Here is a 15899-nt window from a genome sequence, read left to right on the forward strand (position 1 = left end):
TAAAGGGCTCCGGTACGGACATGTTCGTAGGCACTGCTACGCCGAGAGCCCGTATCGCACTGCCGAAGCCGGAGGGCCTGAGAAGCGCTCTCCGACAGTCCGTGACCGGAAGCGCCTCGACAACCGAGGGGACATACAACAGGTGCGAGCGCGGCCTGCTCTGTCTGAGGCGCGCAGGCCCGCAGCGCGTCTTATAGCATACGGGGGCATCCCAGCACGGTCAATGCGCGGTTCGCCCCACCAGGGGCCCTATCGGGCCAAATCTGGCACTTCTGCCGGGTGTCCGTTCGGCGAACGCTGGGTGATCCCTCGCATACATTCCGCCTGGAACGCGGCGGAACGCGCCCGCGGCAGGGCGGAAGGCCGCCCTGCCGCGGGGGGGTGCCGCTCGGCTCCCGGTCGCCGTCTCAGACGGCGCGGCGGGTGGCCGTCGCGCTCGGCGTGGGCTCCAGGGTCTCCGGGGCCTCGGGGTCCGAGGGCTCCTCGGGCTCGTCGGGATCCTGCGGCTCCTCGGGCTCCTCTTCGTCCGAGCAGTCGTCCCCGTCCTCGCCCTCGTCCTCGCCCTCGTCGTCACCCGGGTCGGTCGGATCCGTGGGGTCGCCGGTCGGGTCGCCGGTCGGGTCGGTGGTCGGGTCGGTGGGCGAAGGCGACGGGGTGGGCTCTCCGGTCTCCTCGCCCGGCTCCTCCGGGCTCTCGGGGTCCTCGGGCTCCTCCGGCTCCTCGGGGCACTCGGGGTTCTGCGGCTCCTCGGGCTCCTCCGGCTCCTCGGGGTTCTGCGGCTCCTCCGGCTCCTCGGGGTCCTCCGGGTCGTCGTCCGGTGGGATGGGGGTGATCGAGCCGTCCTCGTCGACCGGCGGCTGCGGGGAAGGGGAAGGAGACGGGGAGGGGGAAGGGGACGGCCGGTCGTCGCCGGGGCCCTCGTCCCCGCTGCCGCCGCCGCTCCCCGCGGGGCCGGGGTTGCCCGCGCCGGGGCTGTCGGGCAGCGAGCCGCCGCCGTCGGGCACCTCGTGGGCCTCGTCACGGTAGAAGTCGAGCCAGGCCCGCACCGTCCGCACGTAGTCCCACGAGTGGTTGTAGCTCAGGAGCGCGCGGTCGAGGTCGTCCGAGCGCGAGAGGTCGCGGTCGGAGTAGCACAGGTAGTTCCCCGCGGCGAGGGTGGCGTCGTAGACGTTGTTGGGGTTGGCGTCGCCGTCGCCGTTCCCGTCGGCGCCCCAACGGGCCCAGGTGGACGGGATGAACTGCATCGGGCCGACCGCGCGGTCGTAGACCGCGTCGCTGTCCCAGCGGCCGTTGTCCGTGTCGAGGATCTGTGCGAAGCCGTTGCCGTCCAGGACGGGGCCGAGGATGGGCGTCGTGGTGGTGCCTTCGGCGTCGACGGCGCCGCCGCGGGCGTGGCCCGACTCGACCTTGCCGATCGCGGCCAGCACGCGCCAGTCGAGATTGCACCCGGGGGTGGTGTCGGCGAGCGCCGCCTCGGCCCTGCGGTAGGCGTCGAGCACGGTGGCGGGAATACCCGCCTCCGAGGGACCGAGTGACGGGTCCTCAGCGCCGCCGCCCTGCCCTGGGCCCGCGGTGTCCAGGGGCGGGAGGTCCGTGTGGTAGGGCAGCTCGGGAGGCAGCTCGGGCCCCGCGATGTCCGGCTCCGCCGCGGAGGGCCGCCGCTCGGGCGGCTCGCTCGCGCTCGCGCTGTCGCCGCCCAGCAGGTCGGGCGCCTGTGACGCGGTGAGCGCCGCCATCGCGGCGGCGGCCACCGCCGAACCGGAAATGCCCTTTCGGATCCTCCCGCTACGCAACCCCACGTGCGTTCCCCTCCATCTGCGGTCCGGCGTCTCCATCGACCGGAACGACAGTACGACACCGGTGCGTTCGGGGGCCAGGACATGCCGGTGTCACCAGTGTGGCGGTTGGGCGAAGACCGCTGCCCTCCGGGCGGGAGCCACGTCGCGCCTGAGCGATCGTCAGAAACGCCCCTCTTTTCGGCGCCGGACGCCGCGCTCCCCCGGCCCCGTGGGGCCGACCTCCGGGCCCCTGGAGGAGCCCCGGGGAAGCGCCGCGTCCGGCGGCCGCGGGCCGGATCCCCGGAGCCCGCCCGGGCAGGGCCTAGTGAGCGGCGGACTCCCACGTGGCGCCCGAGCCGATCGAGACGTCCAGGGGGGCGCGCAGGGTGACCGCGCCGGTCATCTCCCGGCGCACGATCTCCTCCACGCGCTCCCGCTCCCCGGGGGCGACCTCGAGCACGATCTCGTCGTGCACCTGGAGGAGCAGCCGGGTGGCCAGCCCCTCGCGGGTCAGGGCGTCGTCCACGCGGAGCATGGCGATCTTCACGATGTCGGCCGCCGTGCCCTGGATCGGGGCGTTGAGCGCCATGCGCTCGGCCATCTCGCGGCGCTGCCTGTTGGTGCTCGACAGGTCGGGCAGATAGCGGCGGCGGCCGAGGAGGGTCTCGGTGTAGCCGATGGTGGCGGCCTCCTTGACCACGCGCTGGAGATAGTCCCGCACCCCGCCGAACCGCTCGAAGTAGGTGTCCATCAGCTTGCGGGCCTCGTCCGCTGGGATGGTCAGCTGCTGGGAGAGGCCGAACGCCGAGAGCCCGTACGCCAGGCCGTAGCTCATGGCCTTGATCTTGCGCCGCATCTCGGCGTCCACCGCGTCCTTGCCGACCGAGAACACCTGAGAGGCCACCGTGGTGTGCAGGTCCTCGCCCGAGGTGAACGCCTCGATCAGGCCCTCGTCCTCGGACAGGTGCGCCATCACGCGCAGCTCGATCTGGCTGTAGTCCGCGGTCAGCAGCGACTCGAAGCCCTCGCCCACGACGAAGCCGCGGCGGATGGCGCGGCCCTCGTCGATGCGGACCGGGATGTTCTGGAGGTTCGGGTCGGTGGACGACAGGCGCCCCGTGGCGGCCACGGTCTGCTGGAACGTCGTGTGGATCCGCCCGTCGGGGGCGATGGTCTTGATCAGCCCCTCGACGGTGGTGCGCAGCCTCGCCTGCTCGCGGTGGCGCAGCATGATGACCGGCAGCTCGTGCTCGGTCTGCGCGGCCAGCCAGGTCAGCGCGTCGGCGTCCGTGGTGTAACCCGTCTTGGTGCGCTTGGTCTTGGGCAGGCCGAGCTCGCCGAAGAGCACTTCCTGGAGCTGCTTGGGCGAGCCGAGGTTGAACTCGTGGCCCACGGAGGCGTGCGCCTCGGCGACCGCCTGCTGAACCGCCGTCGCGAACTGCTGCTCGAGCCGCTCAAGCCACGCGCGGTCGGCCGCGATCCCCGAGCGCTCCATGCGGGCGAGCAGCGCGGACGTCGGCAGCTCGAGGTCGTCGAGCAGCGCGGTGGCGCCCACGTCGGCGAGCCGCTCGCGGAACAGCTCGCCCAGGTCGACGACGGTCCTGGCCTGCCGCATCAGGGCGTCGGCCTGCGCGGCGTCGTCCGCGCCGAAGGCCAGCTGGCCGCTGGCGTCGGCTGGCGCGTCGAGCTCGCGGCCGAGGAACTCCACGCTCAGGGCGTCGAGCGCGAACGAGCGGCGGCCCGGCTGGACGAGATACGCGGCGAGCGCGGTGCACATGGTGACGCCCGCGACCGACCAGCCGTGCTCGGCGAACACCCGCTGCACGCCCTTGGCGTTGTGCAGGACCTTGGGGCGCTCGGGGTCGGCGGCCCAGCGGGCGAACGCCGCCTCGTCGTCGGCGTCGAGCGCCGCCGGGTCGAACCACGCGGCCGGGCCTTCAGCGGTGGCCAGGGCCACGGCGTGCACGCTGCCCGCGCCCAGCTTCCAGTCGTCCTCGACGGCCATGCCGAGCTGCCCGCGCGCCGACTCGAGCCAGGCGCCCAACTCCCCCGCGCCCAGGACGACTCCGGCCACCTCGGGCCCGGCGAGCAGGGTGACGGCCTCCTCCTTGTCGGCCCCGGGGTCCACGGCGAAGAGCCGTTCACGCAGGCTCGGATTCCGGAATTCGAGGGTGTCGAGCAGCACCGTCACGGCGTCCACGTCGTACGGCGTCCTGATCAGGTCCGCCGGGTCGCAGCCGAGGTCCACGTCGCGGGCCAGCTCGGTCAGCTCGCGGTTGAGCGTGACGGAGGCGAGATGGGCCCTGAGATTCTCCCCCGCCTTGCCCTTCACCTCGTCGGCGCGGTCCACCAGCTCGGCGAGCGACCCGAATTGGTTGATCCACTTGGCCGCCGTCTTCTCGCCGACGCCGGGGATGCCAGGGAGGTTGTCCGATGGGTCGCCGCGCAGCGCGGCGAAGTCGGGGTACCTCGTGGGCGTCAGGCCGTACTTCTCCTCGACCTTCTCCGGGGTGAAGCGCGTCAGCTCCGAGACGCCCTTGGTCGGGTAGAGCACGGTGACCTGGTCGCTCACCAGCTGGAACGCGTCGCGGTCGCCCGTGACGACGGAGACGTGGAAGCCCTCGTCGGCCGCGCGCGTGGCCAGCGTGGCGATGACGTCGTCCGCCTCGAAGCCGTCGACCGCGAACCGCCGCACTCGCATCGCGTCGAGCAGCTCGCCGATCAGCTCGACCTGCCCCCTGAAGTCCTCGGGGGTCGCCGAACGCGTCGCCTTGTACTCCGCGTACCGCTCGGAGCGCCACGTCACGCGCGAGACGTCGAACGCCACCGCGAGGTGCGTGGGCGCCTCGTCGCGAAGGGTGTTCGCCAGCATCGACGTGAATCCGTAGATCGCGTTCGTCGGCTGGCCGACCGTCGTCGTGAAGTTCTCCGCGGGCAACGCGAAGAATGCCCGGTACGCCAGCGAATGTCCGTCCAGCAGGAGGAGGCGGGGCGCGGTGGTCGTCTGCGATGCGTTCTCAGCCACGTTCCCGATCCTGCCACGGACCACTGACAGCGCCCGCCGTCCGTGCGACGATCGGCCCATGTCTGCCAAGCCGCCCGCCTCCGATCCTGTCCAGGACGCCCCCACGGTCTCGGAGCCGCTGAACACGGCCGCCGGACCTGCCGCCATCGGGCACGCCATGAAGAACGCCCAGCGGCAGATGGGCGTCAGGCGGACCGCGCTCACGCTCCTGCGCGTCAACCAGCACGGGGGCTTCGACTGTCCCGGCTGCGCGTGGCCCGAGCCGGGCAAGCCGCACACCGCCGAGTTCTGCGAGAACGGCGCCAAGGCCGTCGCCGAGGAGGCGACGCTGCGCCGCGTCACACCCGCGTTCTTCGCCGAGCACCCGCTGGACGACCTCGCCAGCCGCTCCGGATACTGGCTGGGGCAGCAGGGGCGCCTGACCCACCCGATGTACCTCCCCGACGGCGGGGACCGGTACGAGCCGATCGGCTGGGACGCGGCGTTCGACCTGATCGCCGACGAGCTGCGCGCGCTGCCTCACCCCGACCAGGCCCTCTTCTACACGTCGGGCCGCACGAGCAACGAGGCGGCGTTCCTCTACCAGCTGTTCGCCCGCGAGTTCGGCACGAACAACCTGCCCGACTGCTCCAACCTCTGCCACGAGTCCTCCGGGGCCGCGCTCACCGAGACGCTTGGCGTCGGCAAGGGCAGCGTGCTGCTCGACGACCTCTACCAGGCCGACCTGATCATCGTCGCCGGGCAGAACCCCGGCACCAACCACCCGCGGATGCTGACCGCGCTGGAGAAGGCGAAGGCCGCGGGGGCGAAGATCATCACGGTCAACCCCCTGCCCGAGGCCGGGCTCGAACGCTTCAGGAACCCCCAGACCCCGCGCGGCCTCGCTGGCGGCGGCACCCCGTTGACCGACCTCTTCCTCCAGATCAGGCTGGGCGGCGACCAGGCGCTCTTCCGGCTGCTCAACAAGCTGATCATCAACCGCGGCGGCGCCATCGACGCGCCGTTCATCCGCCGCCACACGCACGGCTTCGACGAGTTCTCCGCCGTCGCGCGCGCGACCGACTCCGAGGAGGCCAGGCGCGCGACGGGCCTTTCGCGCACCGACATCGAGCGCGCCCTCGCCATGGTGCTCGCCTCGCGGCGCGTCGTCGTGTGCTGGGCGATGGGCCTGACCCAGCACAAGCACGCCGTGGACACCATCAAGGAGGTCGTCAACTTCCTCCTGCTGCGCGGGAACATCGGCCGTCCGGGGTCCGGGGTCTGTCCCGTGCGCGGGCACAGCAACGTCCAGGGCGACCGGACGATGGGGATCACCGAGAAGCCGGGCGAGGCGTTCCTCGACGCGCTCGCCGCGGAGTTCGGCATCGATCCGCCGCGCGAGCCGGGGCTCGACGTCGTGGAGTCCATCCGCGCGCTGCGCGACGGCGACGCCAAGGTGTTCTTCGCGATGGGCGGCAACTTCGTCGCGGCAAGCCCCGACACGGCCGTCACCGAGGACGCGATGCGCAGGGCGCGGCTGACCGTGCACGTCTCCACCAAGCTCAACCGCTCGCACTGCGTCACGGGCGCCAGGGCGCTGATCCTGCCCGCGCTCGGCCGCACCGAGCGCGATGTACAGGCCGCGGGGCCGCAGTTCGTGACGGTCGAGGACTCGATGGGCATCGTGCACGCCTCGCGCGGGCGGCTGAAGCCCGCGGGGCCGCGGCTGCTGTCCGAGCCCGCGATCGTGTGCCGCCTGGCCCGCAGGGTGCTCGGCGAGAAGAGCGCCACGCCGTGGGAGGAGTTCGAGCGCGACTACCGCGCGGTGCGCGCCCGCATCGCGCGGGTGATCCCCGGCTTCGACGACTTCGAGGAACGCGTCTCCCGCCCCGGCGGCTTCGCGCTGCCCCACGCGCCGCGCGACGAGCGGACGTTCCCGACCGCGACGGGCAAGGCGATGTTCACCGCGGCCCAGGTGACCAGCCCCGAGGTGCCCGAAGGGCGCCTGCTGCTCCAGACGCTCCGCTCGCACGACCAGTACAACACCACGATCTACGGCCTCGACGACCGCTACCGCGGCATCACGGGCGGCCGCCGCGTGGTCCTGGTCAACCCCGCGGACGCCGACGCCCTCGGCCTGCCCGACGGCGCGTACGCCGACATCACCAGCGAGTGGACCGACGGCTCGGAGCGCACCGCGCCCGGCTTCCGCGTCGTGCACTACCCCACCGCGCGCGGCTGCGCGGCGGCGTACTACCCCGAGACGAACGTGCTGGTCCCGCTCGACGCGACCGCCGATGTGAGCAACACCCCGGCGAGCAAGTCGATCGTGGTCCGGCTCACCCCGGTGCCCGAGCGGTGAGGCGGCCCTGATACAACGCTGTCCATGGCTGACCGCATCACGACGCACTTCCCCCCGCACGTCGTCGACCAGTGGGCCGGGCTCGGCCTCGACGTGGCCGCGCTCTTCTCCGCGGGGTCGCTCGGCGAGCGCATGGGCATCTCCGTGCTCGAGGCATCGCCGGAGAAGGTGATCGGCACCCTGCCGGTCGAGGGCAACACACAGCCGTACGGGCTGCTGCACGGCGGCGCTTCGGCGGTGCTCGCCGAGACGCTGGGCTCGGTGGGCGCGATGCTGCACGCGGGGCCGAACAAGGTCGCCATGGGCGTGGACCTCAACTGCACGCACCACCGCGCCGTTCGCTCGGGCCTGGTGACGGGCGTGGCCACGCCCGCGCACACGGGGCGCACGTCGGCGACGTACGACATCACCATCACGGACGAGGCGGGCAAGCGCGTCTGCACCGCCCGCCTCACGTGTGCCCTGCGCCCCGCCGTCAGCCCTCGGGCGGCCGACCCCGGCGCCGCGGCGCCCGCGTCCTGACCCCGAGGGCCCGAACGCGAGCGGGGCCCGAACGCGGGCGCCGCGCCGTGGCGTTCGTCACTCGGCCGCCTCGCCCAGGTAGGCGGCGCGGATCCGCGGGTCGGCCAGCAGGGCGGGCGCCTCGTCGGCCATCACCACCGAGCCGGTCTCCAGCACATAGCCGCGGTCGGCGAGCTGGAGCGCCTGCGAGGCGTTCTGCTCCACCAGCAGCAGCGTGGTGCCCTGTTCGTTGATCTCCTTGAGGATCTCAAAGATCTGCTGGACGATCAGCGGCGCCAGGCCCATCGACGGCTCGTCGAGCAGCAGCAGCTCCGGCTTGCCCATGAGGGCGCGGCCGATCGCGAGCATCTGCTGCTCGCCGCCCGAGAGGGTGCCCGAGACCTGCTTGCGCCGCTGGGCCAGCACCGGGAACAGCGTGAACACGCGGTCGATGTCGGCCGGGTCGGGGCGGCGCAGCCGGTAGGCGCCCATCCTCAGGTTCTCGAGGACGGACATCCGCGGGAACACGCGGCGCCCCTCGGGGACGTGCCCGATGCCGAACCGCACCAGCTCGTGCGACGTGATGCCGTCGACGCGCTCGCCGCGCAGCCACACCTCGCCGGTGCGGGGCGCCATCATGCCGGACGCGGTCTTGAGCGTGGTGGACTTGCCCGCGCCGTTGCCGCCGAGCAGGGCCACCACCTCGCCCTCGGCCACGGTCAGGCTGACGCCCTTGAGCGCCTCGATCGCGCCGTAGAAGACGTGCAGGTCCCGAAGTTCGAGCAGGGCGGGCGCGCCGTCCTCGGGAACGGGCGCCGCCCCCGCCTCCTTGTCGAGTCCGACGCTCACGACCGCTCCTCCTCGTCCTTCGCGGCGCCCTCGGGCTCCGGGGTGTCACGCGGGCCCGGGACGTCCGCGGGCCGCGCGGCCTGCTCCGCCTGCTCCGCCTCGTGCTCGGCGACCATCTCGGCGACCAGGGCGCGGTCCTCATCGGCGGATGTGCCCAGATACGCCTCGATCACCGCGGGGTCCTGCTGGACCTCGGCGGGGGTGCCCTCGGCTATCTTCCGGCCGAAGTTGAGCACCACGACCCGGTCGGCGACCGACATCACCAGGCGCATGTCGTGCTCGATCAGCAGCACGCTCACGGACAGCTCGGTGTTGATCCGCCGGATCAGGCCCTCGAGGTCGCGCTTCTCGGTGGGGTTGGTGCCCGCCGCGGGCTCGTCGAGCAGCAGCAGCTCGGGCCTGGTGGCCAGCGCCCGCGCGATCTCAAGGCGCCGCTGCTCGCCGTAGCTGAGCGCCGCGGCGATCTCGTTCATCCGGTGGTCGAGGCCCACGAAGCGCAGCACCTCGTGCGCCTTGCGGTCGCTCTCCCGCTCGTCGCGCCGCGCGTTGGGCAGGCCGAGCATGATGGAGATCGGGTCGGTCTTCTGCCGCGTCTCGACGGCGATCTTGACGTTCTCCAGCACGGTCAACGCGCCGAAGAGGCGGATGTTCTGGAACGTCCGCGCCACCCCGAGGCGGCTCGCCTTGTGCGGCTTGCGGCCGCGCAGCTCGTGCTCGCCGCCGCTCCTCGGGCGGAAGGTGATCCGCCCCTCCTGCGGGACATAGGCCCCGGTCAGCGAGTTGAACAGGGAGGTCTTGCCCGCCCCGTTGGGCCCGATGACCGCCAGGATCTCGCCGCGCGCCATGCGAAGCGCCACATCGTCGAGGCTGGTCAGGCCGCCGAAGCGGAGGGTGATGCCGGTGGCGTCGAGGACGTCTCCGCCCACCCCGGCCTCGGCGTCCTTCTTCAACTCGGTCGTCATCCCTGCGCACCTCCAGGCTGCGCTCCCAGGGCGTCGGCGCCCCCGGCGCTCTCCTCGGCCATCTTCAGCTCGCGCTGCCGCCGTCGCGAGGGCAGCAGGCCCTGCGGCCGGTAGATCATCATCACGACGAGCAGCCCGCCGAGGTACATGTAGCGGTCCTGCGGGTCGACGGTGTCGCGCAGCGCCTCGGGCAGCCACACCAGGATCGCCGTGCCGAGCAGCACGCCGGGGATCGAGCCCATGCCGCCGAAGACGACATAGGACAGGGCGAGCACGGACAGCAGCACCATGAACATCTCGGAGTTGATGTAGCCGAGCTTGCTCGCGTAGACGACGCCGGCGATGCCGGAGGTGGAGGCGCCGATGGCGAACGCCAGCAGCTTGAAGCGGACGGTGTCCACGCCGGTGGCCGCGGCGGCGACCTCGTCCTCCCTGATGGCGGTCCAGGCGCGGCCGACGCGGGAGTGCTCGAGGCGCAGGAACAGCGCGAGCACCGCGACGACGAACGCCAGTTGCAGCCAGTAGTAGGGCTGCGGGTCCAGGCCCCACTCGTAGGACCAGAAGCCCAGGTCCACGGAGAAGCGGTCCGTCGGGGCGCCCCGCGTGCCGCCGGTGACGTCGTTCCAGTTCCGCGCGGTCAGGTAGACGATCTCGTGGAAGCCGAGCGTCACGATCGCCAGATAGTCGCCGCGCAGCCGGAGCGTCGGCGCGCCGAGCAGGATTCCCGCGATCAGGCACGTGATCACGGCGAGCGGGATCACCAGGAAGTTGTTGAGCTCGACGGGCGGCTCGACCGGCAGCCCACCGGTCCAGTACGCCGCGCTGTAGGCGCCGATCGCGAAGAACGCGATGAAGCCGAGGTCCAGCATGCCCGCCCAGCCGACGACGACGTTGAGGCCGATGGCGACCAGCACGAACATGCCGATCTGGTCGACCATGACCTGCTGCCAGCGGGTGGTCACCATGAGGGGCAGCAGGACCAGGAAGATCAGCAGGCCGCCGAGGGCCGCGTATCTGATGTTCCTGTTGTCGCGCAGGGTGGCGTTGCCGAGCCGCACCGTCCTGGCGATCAGCGCGGGCAGCCACACATGGACGCGGGCGAGGGAGTAACCCCCGCTGGGCGTCAGCTCCCTGGGGCTGTCGACCGGGCGGGCCGCCTCCTGCTTGACGGAGGAGGTGAACGCCTTGATCACGTCGTGGGCGAACTCGCGGACGAGCCAGATCCCGAGGAAGATGCCGAGCCAGATCCACACGCCCGAGCCGGTGAAGTTGGCCTCAAGGGCGGCGAAGAGGTCACCGCGCACGCCCTGTTCGCCGGTGACCTGGGCGATCACCAGGGCGGTGATCACCAGGGCGACGAGCCTGCTCCAGCGCGGATGCTGGTACCAGGACCGCTGCCGCAGCTTGGCGGCCGATGGCCGTCCCTTGGCGGGAGCCTGGGCGCTCATGCCGTCCTCCCCACACGCTCACCGAGAATTCCCGTCGGCCTGAACATCAGCACGAGCACCAGCACCACGAACGCGCCGACGTAGCGCCAGCCGTCGCCCCACAGCTCCACCGTGAACGACTCGACGACGCCGAGGGTGAGCCCTCCGAGCATCGCGCCCCGCACGTTGCCGATGCCGCCGAGGACGGCGGCGGCGAACGCGGTGATGCCGGGCAGGAAGCCCATCGTGTACTCGACCTGGAGGTTGGTGCCGAACAGGAACCCGGCCACGCCGCCCATCAGGCCGCCGAGCACGAACGTCCTGGACACCACCTTGTCGATGTCGACGCCCATGAGCGAGGCCACCTCGGGGTCTTGGGCGACCGCCCTGATGCCGGAGCCCAGCTTGGTGCGGTTCACCACGAAGTCGACCGTGACGAGCATGAGGAGCCCGGCGACCAGGATCAGCAGCTGGGTCACGCTGACCGAGGTGCCGAAGATCTCGAACACCTGCTTGTTCTCGTACATCGTCGGCATGGGCAGCGGATAGCGCCCGAACAGCTTGCCCGCCAGGTTGTAGAGAAAGAACGAGGCGCCGATCGCCGTGATCAGGAAGACAAGGCGCGGGGCGTTGCGTCTGCGCAACGGGCGATAGGCGGCCTTTTCAAGACCGAATGCGACAAGGCCACCCAGAATGGCTCCGCCCAGAATGCCGAGGAGCACATAGAGCGCCGATTGCAACCCCGAGGGATCCACGGCCGGTTCGATGAGGGTGAGGGCGATGACGCCCCCGAAGCCCCCGGCCATGAAGACCTCGCTGTGCGCGAAGTTCAGCAGTTGCAGCACGCCGTAGACGAGCGTGTAGCCGATGGCGATGACGGCGTAGAGCGAGCCGAGCACCAGCCCCAGGACGAGGACGTCCCAGATATCGGAAAGGGACATGGGAACTGACTTCCTTGTGGGAACGAGCGGCAATGCGTGGTGGCCCGGGCGGGCGGGAGCGGGTGGCGCCCCGCCCGCCCGGGCCTGCGGGCTCAGCCGGCGGTCAGTTCCTCGACCGCGCCGAGGTAGGCGCGCTGGCCGCCCTCGACCTGGTACATGAAGATCGCCGTATTGGTGAACTCACCGTTCTCGTCGAACGCGAACGTCTTGGTCAGCCCCTCGTACTCGGCGCCGGCCAGCGCCTCGTACACGGCCTGGCGGTTGACGTCGTCACCGAGCCCCGCGATCGTCTCGATGATCATGTTGGCGACGTCGTACGACTCCGCGGAGTAGGTGCCGGGCGGGGTGTCGTAGGCCGCCTCGTAGCGCTCGGCGAACTCGGCGGTGGCCTGCTCCTCCGCCGCGTCGGTGCACGGACACGTGAGGTACCAGCCCTCGACGGAGTCGCCCGCGAGGTTGATCAGCTCGTCGTCGTTCGAGCCGTCGCCCGAGATCCCGATGCCGTCGAAGCCGGCCTCGGCGAGGCGGGTGGCGAACGGCGCGAGACCCTCGTAGTAACCCGCGTAGATGAGGGCGTCCACTCCCGAGTCCACGACCGTGCGCGCGGCGCTGCCGTAGTCGACGGTGTCGGCGGGAACGGTCTCCCGCTCGACGGCGATCCCGGCGCCCTCGAGCTCGGACTGGGCGACGTCGGAAAGGCCCTCGCCGTACGGGGTGGAGTCGCTGACCACCATGACGCTCTCGACGCCGTCCTGGCCGACGAGGAAGTCCGACATGGCCAGGCCCTGGGCGTTGTCGTTGGGCACGGCCCGCAGGAAGGTCTGGAAGCCCTGCTCGGTGAGCGCGGGGAGCGTCGCCGACGAGGAGACCGCGGCGAGCCCGGCCTGGCCGTAGAGCGGCGCCGAGATGTTGGCGGGCCCCGAGAACGCGGGCCCGACGACCGCCATCACGTCGGCGTCGTCGATCGCGGTCTGGGCCGCGGTGGTGGCGTCGCCCTCGGCGCCGCGGTCGTCGGCGGCGAAGTACTCGATCTCGAAGTCGTACTCACCGCTCTCGTTGGCCTCGTCGATGGCGAGCTGAATGCCGTTCTGCATGTTCTCGCCGAGCGCGACGTTGGTGCCGGACAGCGGGCCCTGGTACGCGATCTTGTACGCCCCACCGCCGTCCCCGTCGTCACTTCCGCAAGCGGTGAGCGCGAGTGCCCCGATGGCGACGGGTATCGCAAGTCTCACGATGGACTTGTTGAGCACGTGGAAAACCCCCTGGAGCGAGGCCGTCATGTCGAGGCCGCACGGCTTTCCAGTGCTCACGGCACACCGATGCGGCGTGCAGCGGAATCTATTGCCCCACAAGCTGCACGAACACACTGTCGCGACAGATGTGATCGCCTCGTGACCTGTGGCATACGCCGGAAACAGAACACGGCGCACCGGTGAACGGACGTGAGGTGCGAGATCCGCTCATCCCGGACCGGCCCGGCGCACGGCTGCCCGCGCCCCCTGGGCGAAGGGGGGCGCGGGCAGCGACGTCGCTTTTCGGGCGTTTTAACGCGCTGTTAACTCGCTGCGAACCTTTGCACGGGCCACGCGAACGGCGTTCGCCCTACTCGGAGCGCTGCTTCTGCTGCTTCTGCCGCTTCTCCTCGGCGTCCTGGATCACGGCCTCGGCGACCTGGTGCATGGACAGCCTGCGGTCCATCGACGTCTTCTGGATCCAGCGGAAGGCCGCGGGCTCGGTCAGCCCGTACTGGGTCTGGAGCACGCTCTTGGCGCGGTCCACCAACTTCCGCGTCTCCAGCCGCTGGGCGAGGTCGGCGACCTCCTTGGCGAGCGTGGACAGCTCCTGGAAGCGCGAGACGGCGATCTCGATCGCGGGCACCACGTCGCTCTTGCTGAACGGCTTGACGAGGTACGCCATCGCGCCCGCGTCCCTGGCCCGTTCGACCAGGTCGCGCTGGGAGAACGCGGTCAGCATCAGCACGGGCGCCAGGGACTCCCCCGCGATCTTCTCGGCGGCCGAGATCCCGTCCATCACGGGCATCTTCACGTCCAGGATCACCAGGTCGGGCCGCAGCTCCCTGGCCAGCTCGACCGCGCGCTCACCGTCCCCGGCCTCCCCGACGACGGTGTAGCCCTCCTCTTCGAGCATCTCCTTGAGGTCGAGCCGGATCAGTGCCTCGTCCTCGGCGATGACCACGCGCGTGGTGTGGGGCGGGACATGAGCCGCCTCGTCCGCGGCTTCCGCCGGGGTGGTGGGCTCGTCAGGGACGTCGGGGGTGCTCACGGTGCTCCTCGTTTCCTGCCGGCTGGGCCACCCATGAGAGTACCCAGTCGCTCACGCGACGGCCGAGCGGCTACACTGACCGCGTCGCTCGCCGGGTTGGTGGAACCGGTATACACGGAGGTCTCAAACACCTCTGCCCGTGAGGGCATGCGGGTTCGAATCCCGCACCCGGCACACGCGAGCTGCACAGCGAATCTACGTTCTGAGCTGCGATGACGGGTGGTTCCTCCCCCTTCTGTGCCGAGCTGCGCGGCCTAACCGCGGCCTAACGCCTGCCTAGGATTGCCGGGCACGGCGCCCGGCTCAGTGCGGCGAGTCGTCCTCGCCGACGTGATGGACCCTGACCAGGTTGGTCGTGCCGGGCGTCTCGGGCGGCGAGCCCGCCGTCATCACCACGATCTCGCCCTTGCGGCAGCGCCCCAGGCTCAGCAGCTGGTCGTCCATCTGCGTCACCATCTCATCCGTGGTCTGCACGGCCGGGACCAGGTGCGTCTCCACGCCCCAGGTCAGCGTCAGCTGCGCGTGCGTGGCCGGGTCGGGCGTGAACGCCACCACGGGGATCGGCGAACGCGACCGCGAGAGCCTGCGCGCGGTGTCCCCGCTCTGCGTGAACGCCACCAGCAGCTTGGCGTCGAGGAAGTCGCCGATCTCCGCGGCCGCCCTGGCCACCGCGCCGCCCTGGGTGCGGGGCTTGGTGCCCTGATCGAGCGGCGTGAGGCCGCGCGCGAGCAGCTCCTCCTCGGCCGCGCACACGATGCGGCTCATCGTGCGGACGGTCTCCACGGGGTAACGGCCCACGCTGGTCTCGCCGGAGAGCATCACCGCGTCCGTGCCGTCCATCACGGCGTTGGCCACGTCGGACGCCTCGGCGCGCGTGGGGCGCGAGGACTCGATCATCGAGTCGAGCATCTGCGTCGCCACGATCACGGGCTTGGCGTTGCGCTTGGCGAGCTTGACGGCGCGCTTCTGCACCATCGGCACGGCCTCGAGCGGGACTTCGACGCCGAGGTCCCCGCGGGCGACCATGATGCCGTCGAACGCGTCCACGATGTCCTTGAGGTTCTCCTCGGCCTGCGGCTTCTCGATCTTGGCGATCACCGGCAGGAAGCGGCCCTCCTCGGCCATCACGCGGTGGACGTCCTTGATGTCGTCGCCGCTGCGCACGAAGGACAGGGCGATGATGTCGACGCCCGTGCGCAGGGCCCACCGCAGATCGTCGATGTCCTTGGGGGAGAGCGCGGGGACGGAGACGGAGACGCCGGGGAGGTTGAGGCCCTTGTGGTCGGAGACCATGCCGCCCTCGACGACGCGCGTGCGCACGCGGGGGCCCTCGACCGAGACGACCTCGAGGGCGACGCGGCCGTCGTCCACCAGGATCCGCTCGCCGGGGCCGACATCGCCCGGCAGCCCGGAGTAGGTGGTGCCGCAGTGGTCCTGGTCGCCCGCGACATCCTCGGTGGTGATGGTGAATTCGTCGCCGGTCTCCAGGAGCACGGGTCCTTCGCGGAAGCTGCCGAGCCGGATCTTCGGGCCCTGGAGATCCGCCAGAATTCCGACGCTGTGCCCCAATTCCTCGGCGGCGCGGCGCACTCGCTGGTAGCGCACTTCGTGCTCGCGGTGCGCGCCATGGCTGAGATTGAGCCGGGCTACGTTCATCCCCGCGTCGACAAGCGCGGCGATGCGCTCATATGAGTCGGTGGCGGGCCCAAGTGTGCAAACGATTTTCGCTCGGCGCATATGGCAACCATAGGAGTTACCGGCCAGTAGAGAGCTATCCGGAAGTGACCATACG

Annotated in this window: 11 protein-coding genes and 1 tRNA gene; 3 read left to right on the forward strand and 9 right to left on the reverse strand. The window is 71.1% G+C overall.

From position 1 onward, the window contains the following. Window positions 1–407: 407 nt before the first annotated feature. Window positions 408–1751 (reverse strand): lytic transglycosylase domain-containing protein, encoded by a 1344-nt coding sequence (locus DEH69_RS09245; RefSeq protein ID WP_309302771.1) that lies wholly within the window; start codon window positions 1749–1751, stop codon window positions 408–410. Window positions 1752–2100: 349 nt separating this feature from the next. Beyond that, the gene (gene polA, locus DEH69_RS09250) at window positions 2101–4863 is read right to left on the reverse strand and encodes a DNA polymerase I (protein ID WP_113686433.1); all 2763 of its coding nucleotides are present in this window, start codon (window positions 4861–4863) and stop codon (window positions 2101–2103) included. Here polA and DEH69_RS09255 point away from each other — a divergent pair. After that, entirely contained in the window at window positions 4862–7144 is a 2283-nt protein-coding gene (locus tag DEH69_RS09255) for an FdhF/YdeP family oxidoreductase (RefSeq protein ID WP_113686434.1), read from the forward strand. The two genes, polA and DEH69_RS09255, sit on opposite strands and share 2 nt — an antisense overlap. A 24-nt stretch (window positions 7145–7168) precedes the next feature. Continuing rightward, window positions 7169–7666: a PaaI family thioesterase gene (locus DEH69_RS09260; protein WP_113686435.1), complete on the forward strand. Its 498-nt coding sequence runs from the start codon at window positions 7169–7171 to the stop codon at window positions 7664–7666. Window positions 7667–7723: 57 nt separating this feature from the next. Here DEH69_RS09260 and DEH69_RS09265 read toward each other — a convergent pair whose 3' ends face one another. From DEH69_RS09265 to DEH69_RS09290, 6 genes are all read right to left on the reverse strand, one after another. Continuing rightward, complete coding sequence (locus tag DEH69_RS09265; RefSeq protein ID WP_258534569.1) at window positions 7724–8431, reverse strand: ABC transporter ATP-binding protein; 708 nt, start codon at window positions 8429–8431, stop codon at window positions 7724–7726. A 59-nt stretch (window positions 8432–8490) separates the two neighbouring features. Next, window positions 8491–9456, reverse strand: coding sequence for an ABC transporter ATP-binding protein (locus tag DEH69_RS09270; RefSeq protein ID WP_113686437.1), 966 nt, complete (start codon window positions 9454–9456; stop codon window positions 8491–8493). Next, entirely contained in the window at window positions 9453–10904 is a 1452-nt protein-coding gene (locus DEH69_RS09275; RefSeq protein ID WP_113686438.1) for a branched-chain amino acid ABC transporter permease, read from the reverse strand. The genes DEH69_RS09270 and DEH69_RS09275 overlap by 4 nt, the downstream gene beginning before the upstream one ends. After that, window positions 10901–11824 (reverse strand): branched-chain amino acid ABC transporter permease, encoded by a 924-nt coding sequence (locus tag DEH69_RS09280; protein ID WP_113686439.1) that lies wholly within the window; start codon window positions 11822–11824, stop codon window positions 10901–10903. The genes DEH69_RS09275 and DEH69_RS09280 overlap by 4 nt, the downstream gene beginning before the upstream one ends. 92 nt (window positions 11825–11916) lie before the next feature. Further along, the gene (locus DEH69_RS09285; RefSeq protein WP_258534554.1) at window positions 11917–13134 is read right to left on the reverse strand and encodes a branched-chain amino acid ABC transporter substrate-binding protein; all 1218 of its coding nucleotides are present in this window, start codon (window positions 13132–13134) and stop codon (window positions 11917–11919) included. Window positions 13135–13426: 292 nt separating this feature from the next. Then, window positions 13427–14107, reverse strand: a complete 681-nt coding sequence (locus tag DEH69_RS09290; protein WP_113686441.1) for an ANTAR domain-containing response regulator — start codon at window positions 14105–14107, stop codon at window positions 13427–13429. Window positions 14108–14197: 90 nt separating this feature from the next. Here DEH69_RS09290 and DEH69_RS09295 point away from each other — a divergent pair. Then, window positions 14198–14281: transfer RNA gene (locus DEH69_RS09295), tRNA-Leu, on the forward strand. Window positions 14282–14410: 129 nt separating this feature from the next. Here the strand turns inward: DEH69_RS09295 and pyk are convergent. Further along, window positions 14411–15844 carry a pyruvate kinase gene (gene pyk, locus DEH69_RS09300; protein WP_113686442.1) on the reverse strand — a complete coding sequence of 478 codons (1434 nt, stop codon included), beginning with the start codon at window positions 15842–15844 and terminating at the stop codon, window positions 14411–14413. Window positions 15845–15899: the final 55 nt, after the last annotated feature.

It is taken from the genome of Streptomyces sp. PT12 (assembly GCF_003311645.1).
GTDB lineage: Bacteria > Actinomycetota > Actinomycetes > Streptomycetales > Streptomycetaceae > Streptomyces.

Bases quoted from the DNA above. Each gene is read 5' to 3' on its own strand.
- polA (WP_113686433.1), bottom strand. From the start codon at position 4,863: ATGGGCCGATCGTCGCACGGACGGCGGGCGCTGTCAGTGGTCCGTGGC.
- DEH69_RS09275 (WP_113686438.1), bottom strand. From the start codon at position 10,904: ATGAGCGCCCAGGCTCCCGCCAAGGGACGGCCATCGGCCGCCAAGCTG.
- pyk (WP_113686442.1), bottom strand. From the start codon at position 15,844: ATGCGCCGAGCGAAAATCGTTTGCACACTTGGGCCCGCCACCGACTCA.
- DEH69_RS09280 (WP_113686439.1), bottom strand. From the start codon at position 11,824: ATGTCCCTTTCCGATATCTGGGACGTCCTCGTCCTGGGGCTGGTGCTC.
- DEH69_RS09270 (WP_113686437.1), bottom strand. From the start codon at position 9,456: ATGACGACCGAGTTGAAGAAGGACGCCGAGGCCGGGGTGGGCGGAGAC.
- DEH69_RS09260 (WP_113686435.1), top strand. From the start codon at position 7,169: ATGGCTGACCGCATCACGACGCACTTCCCCCCGCACGTCGTCGACCAG.
- DEH69_RS09255 (WP_113686434.1), top strand. From the start codon at position 4,862: ATGTCTGCCAAGCCGCCCGCCTCCGATCCTGTCCAGGACGCCCCCACG.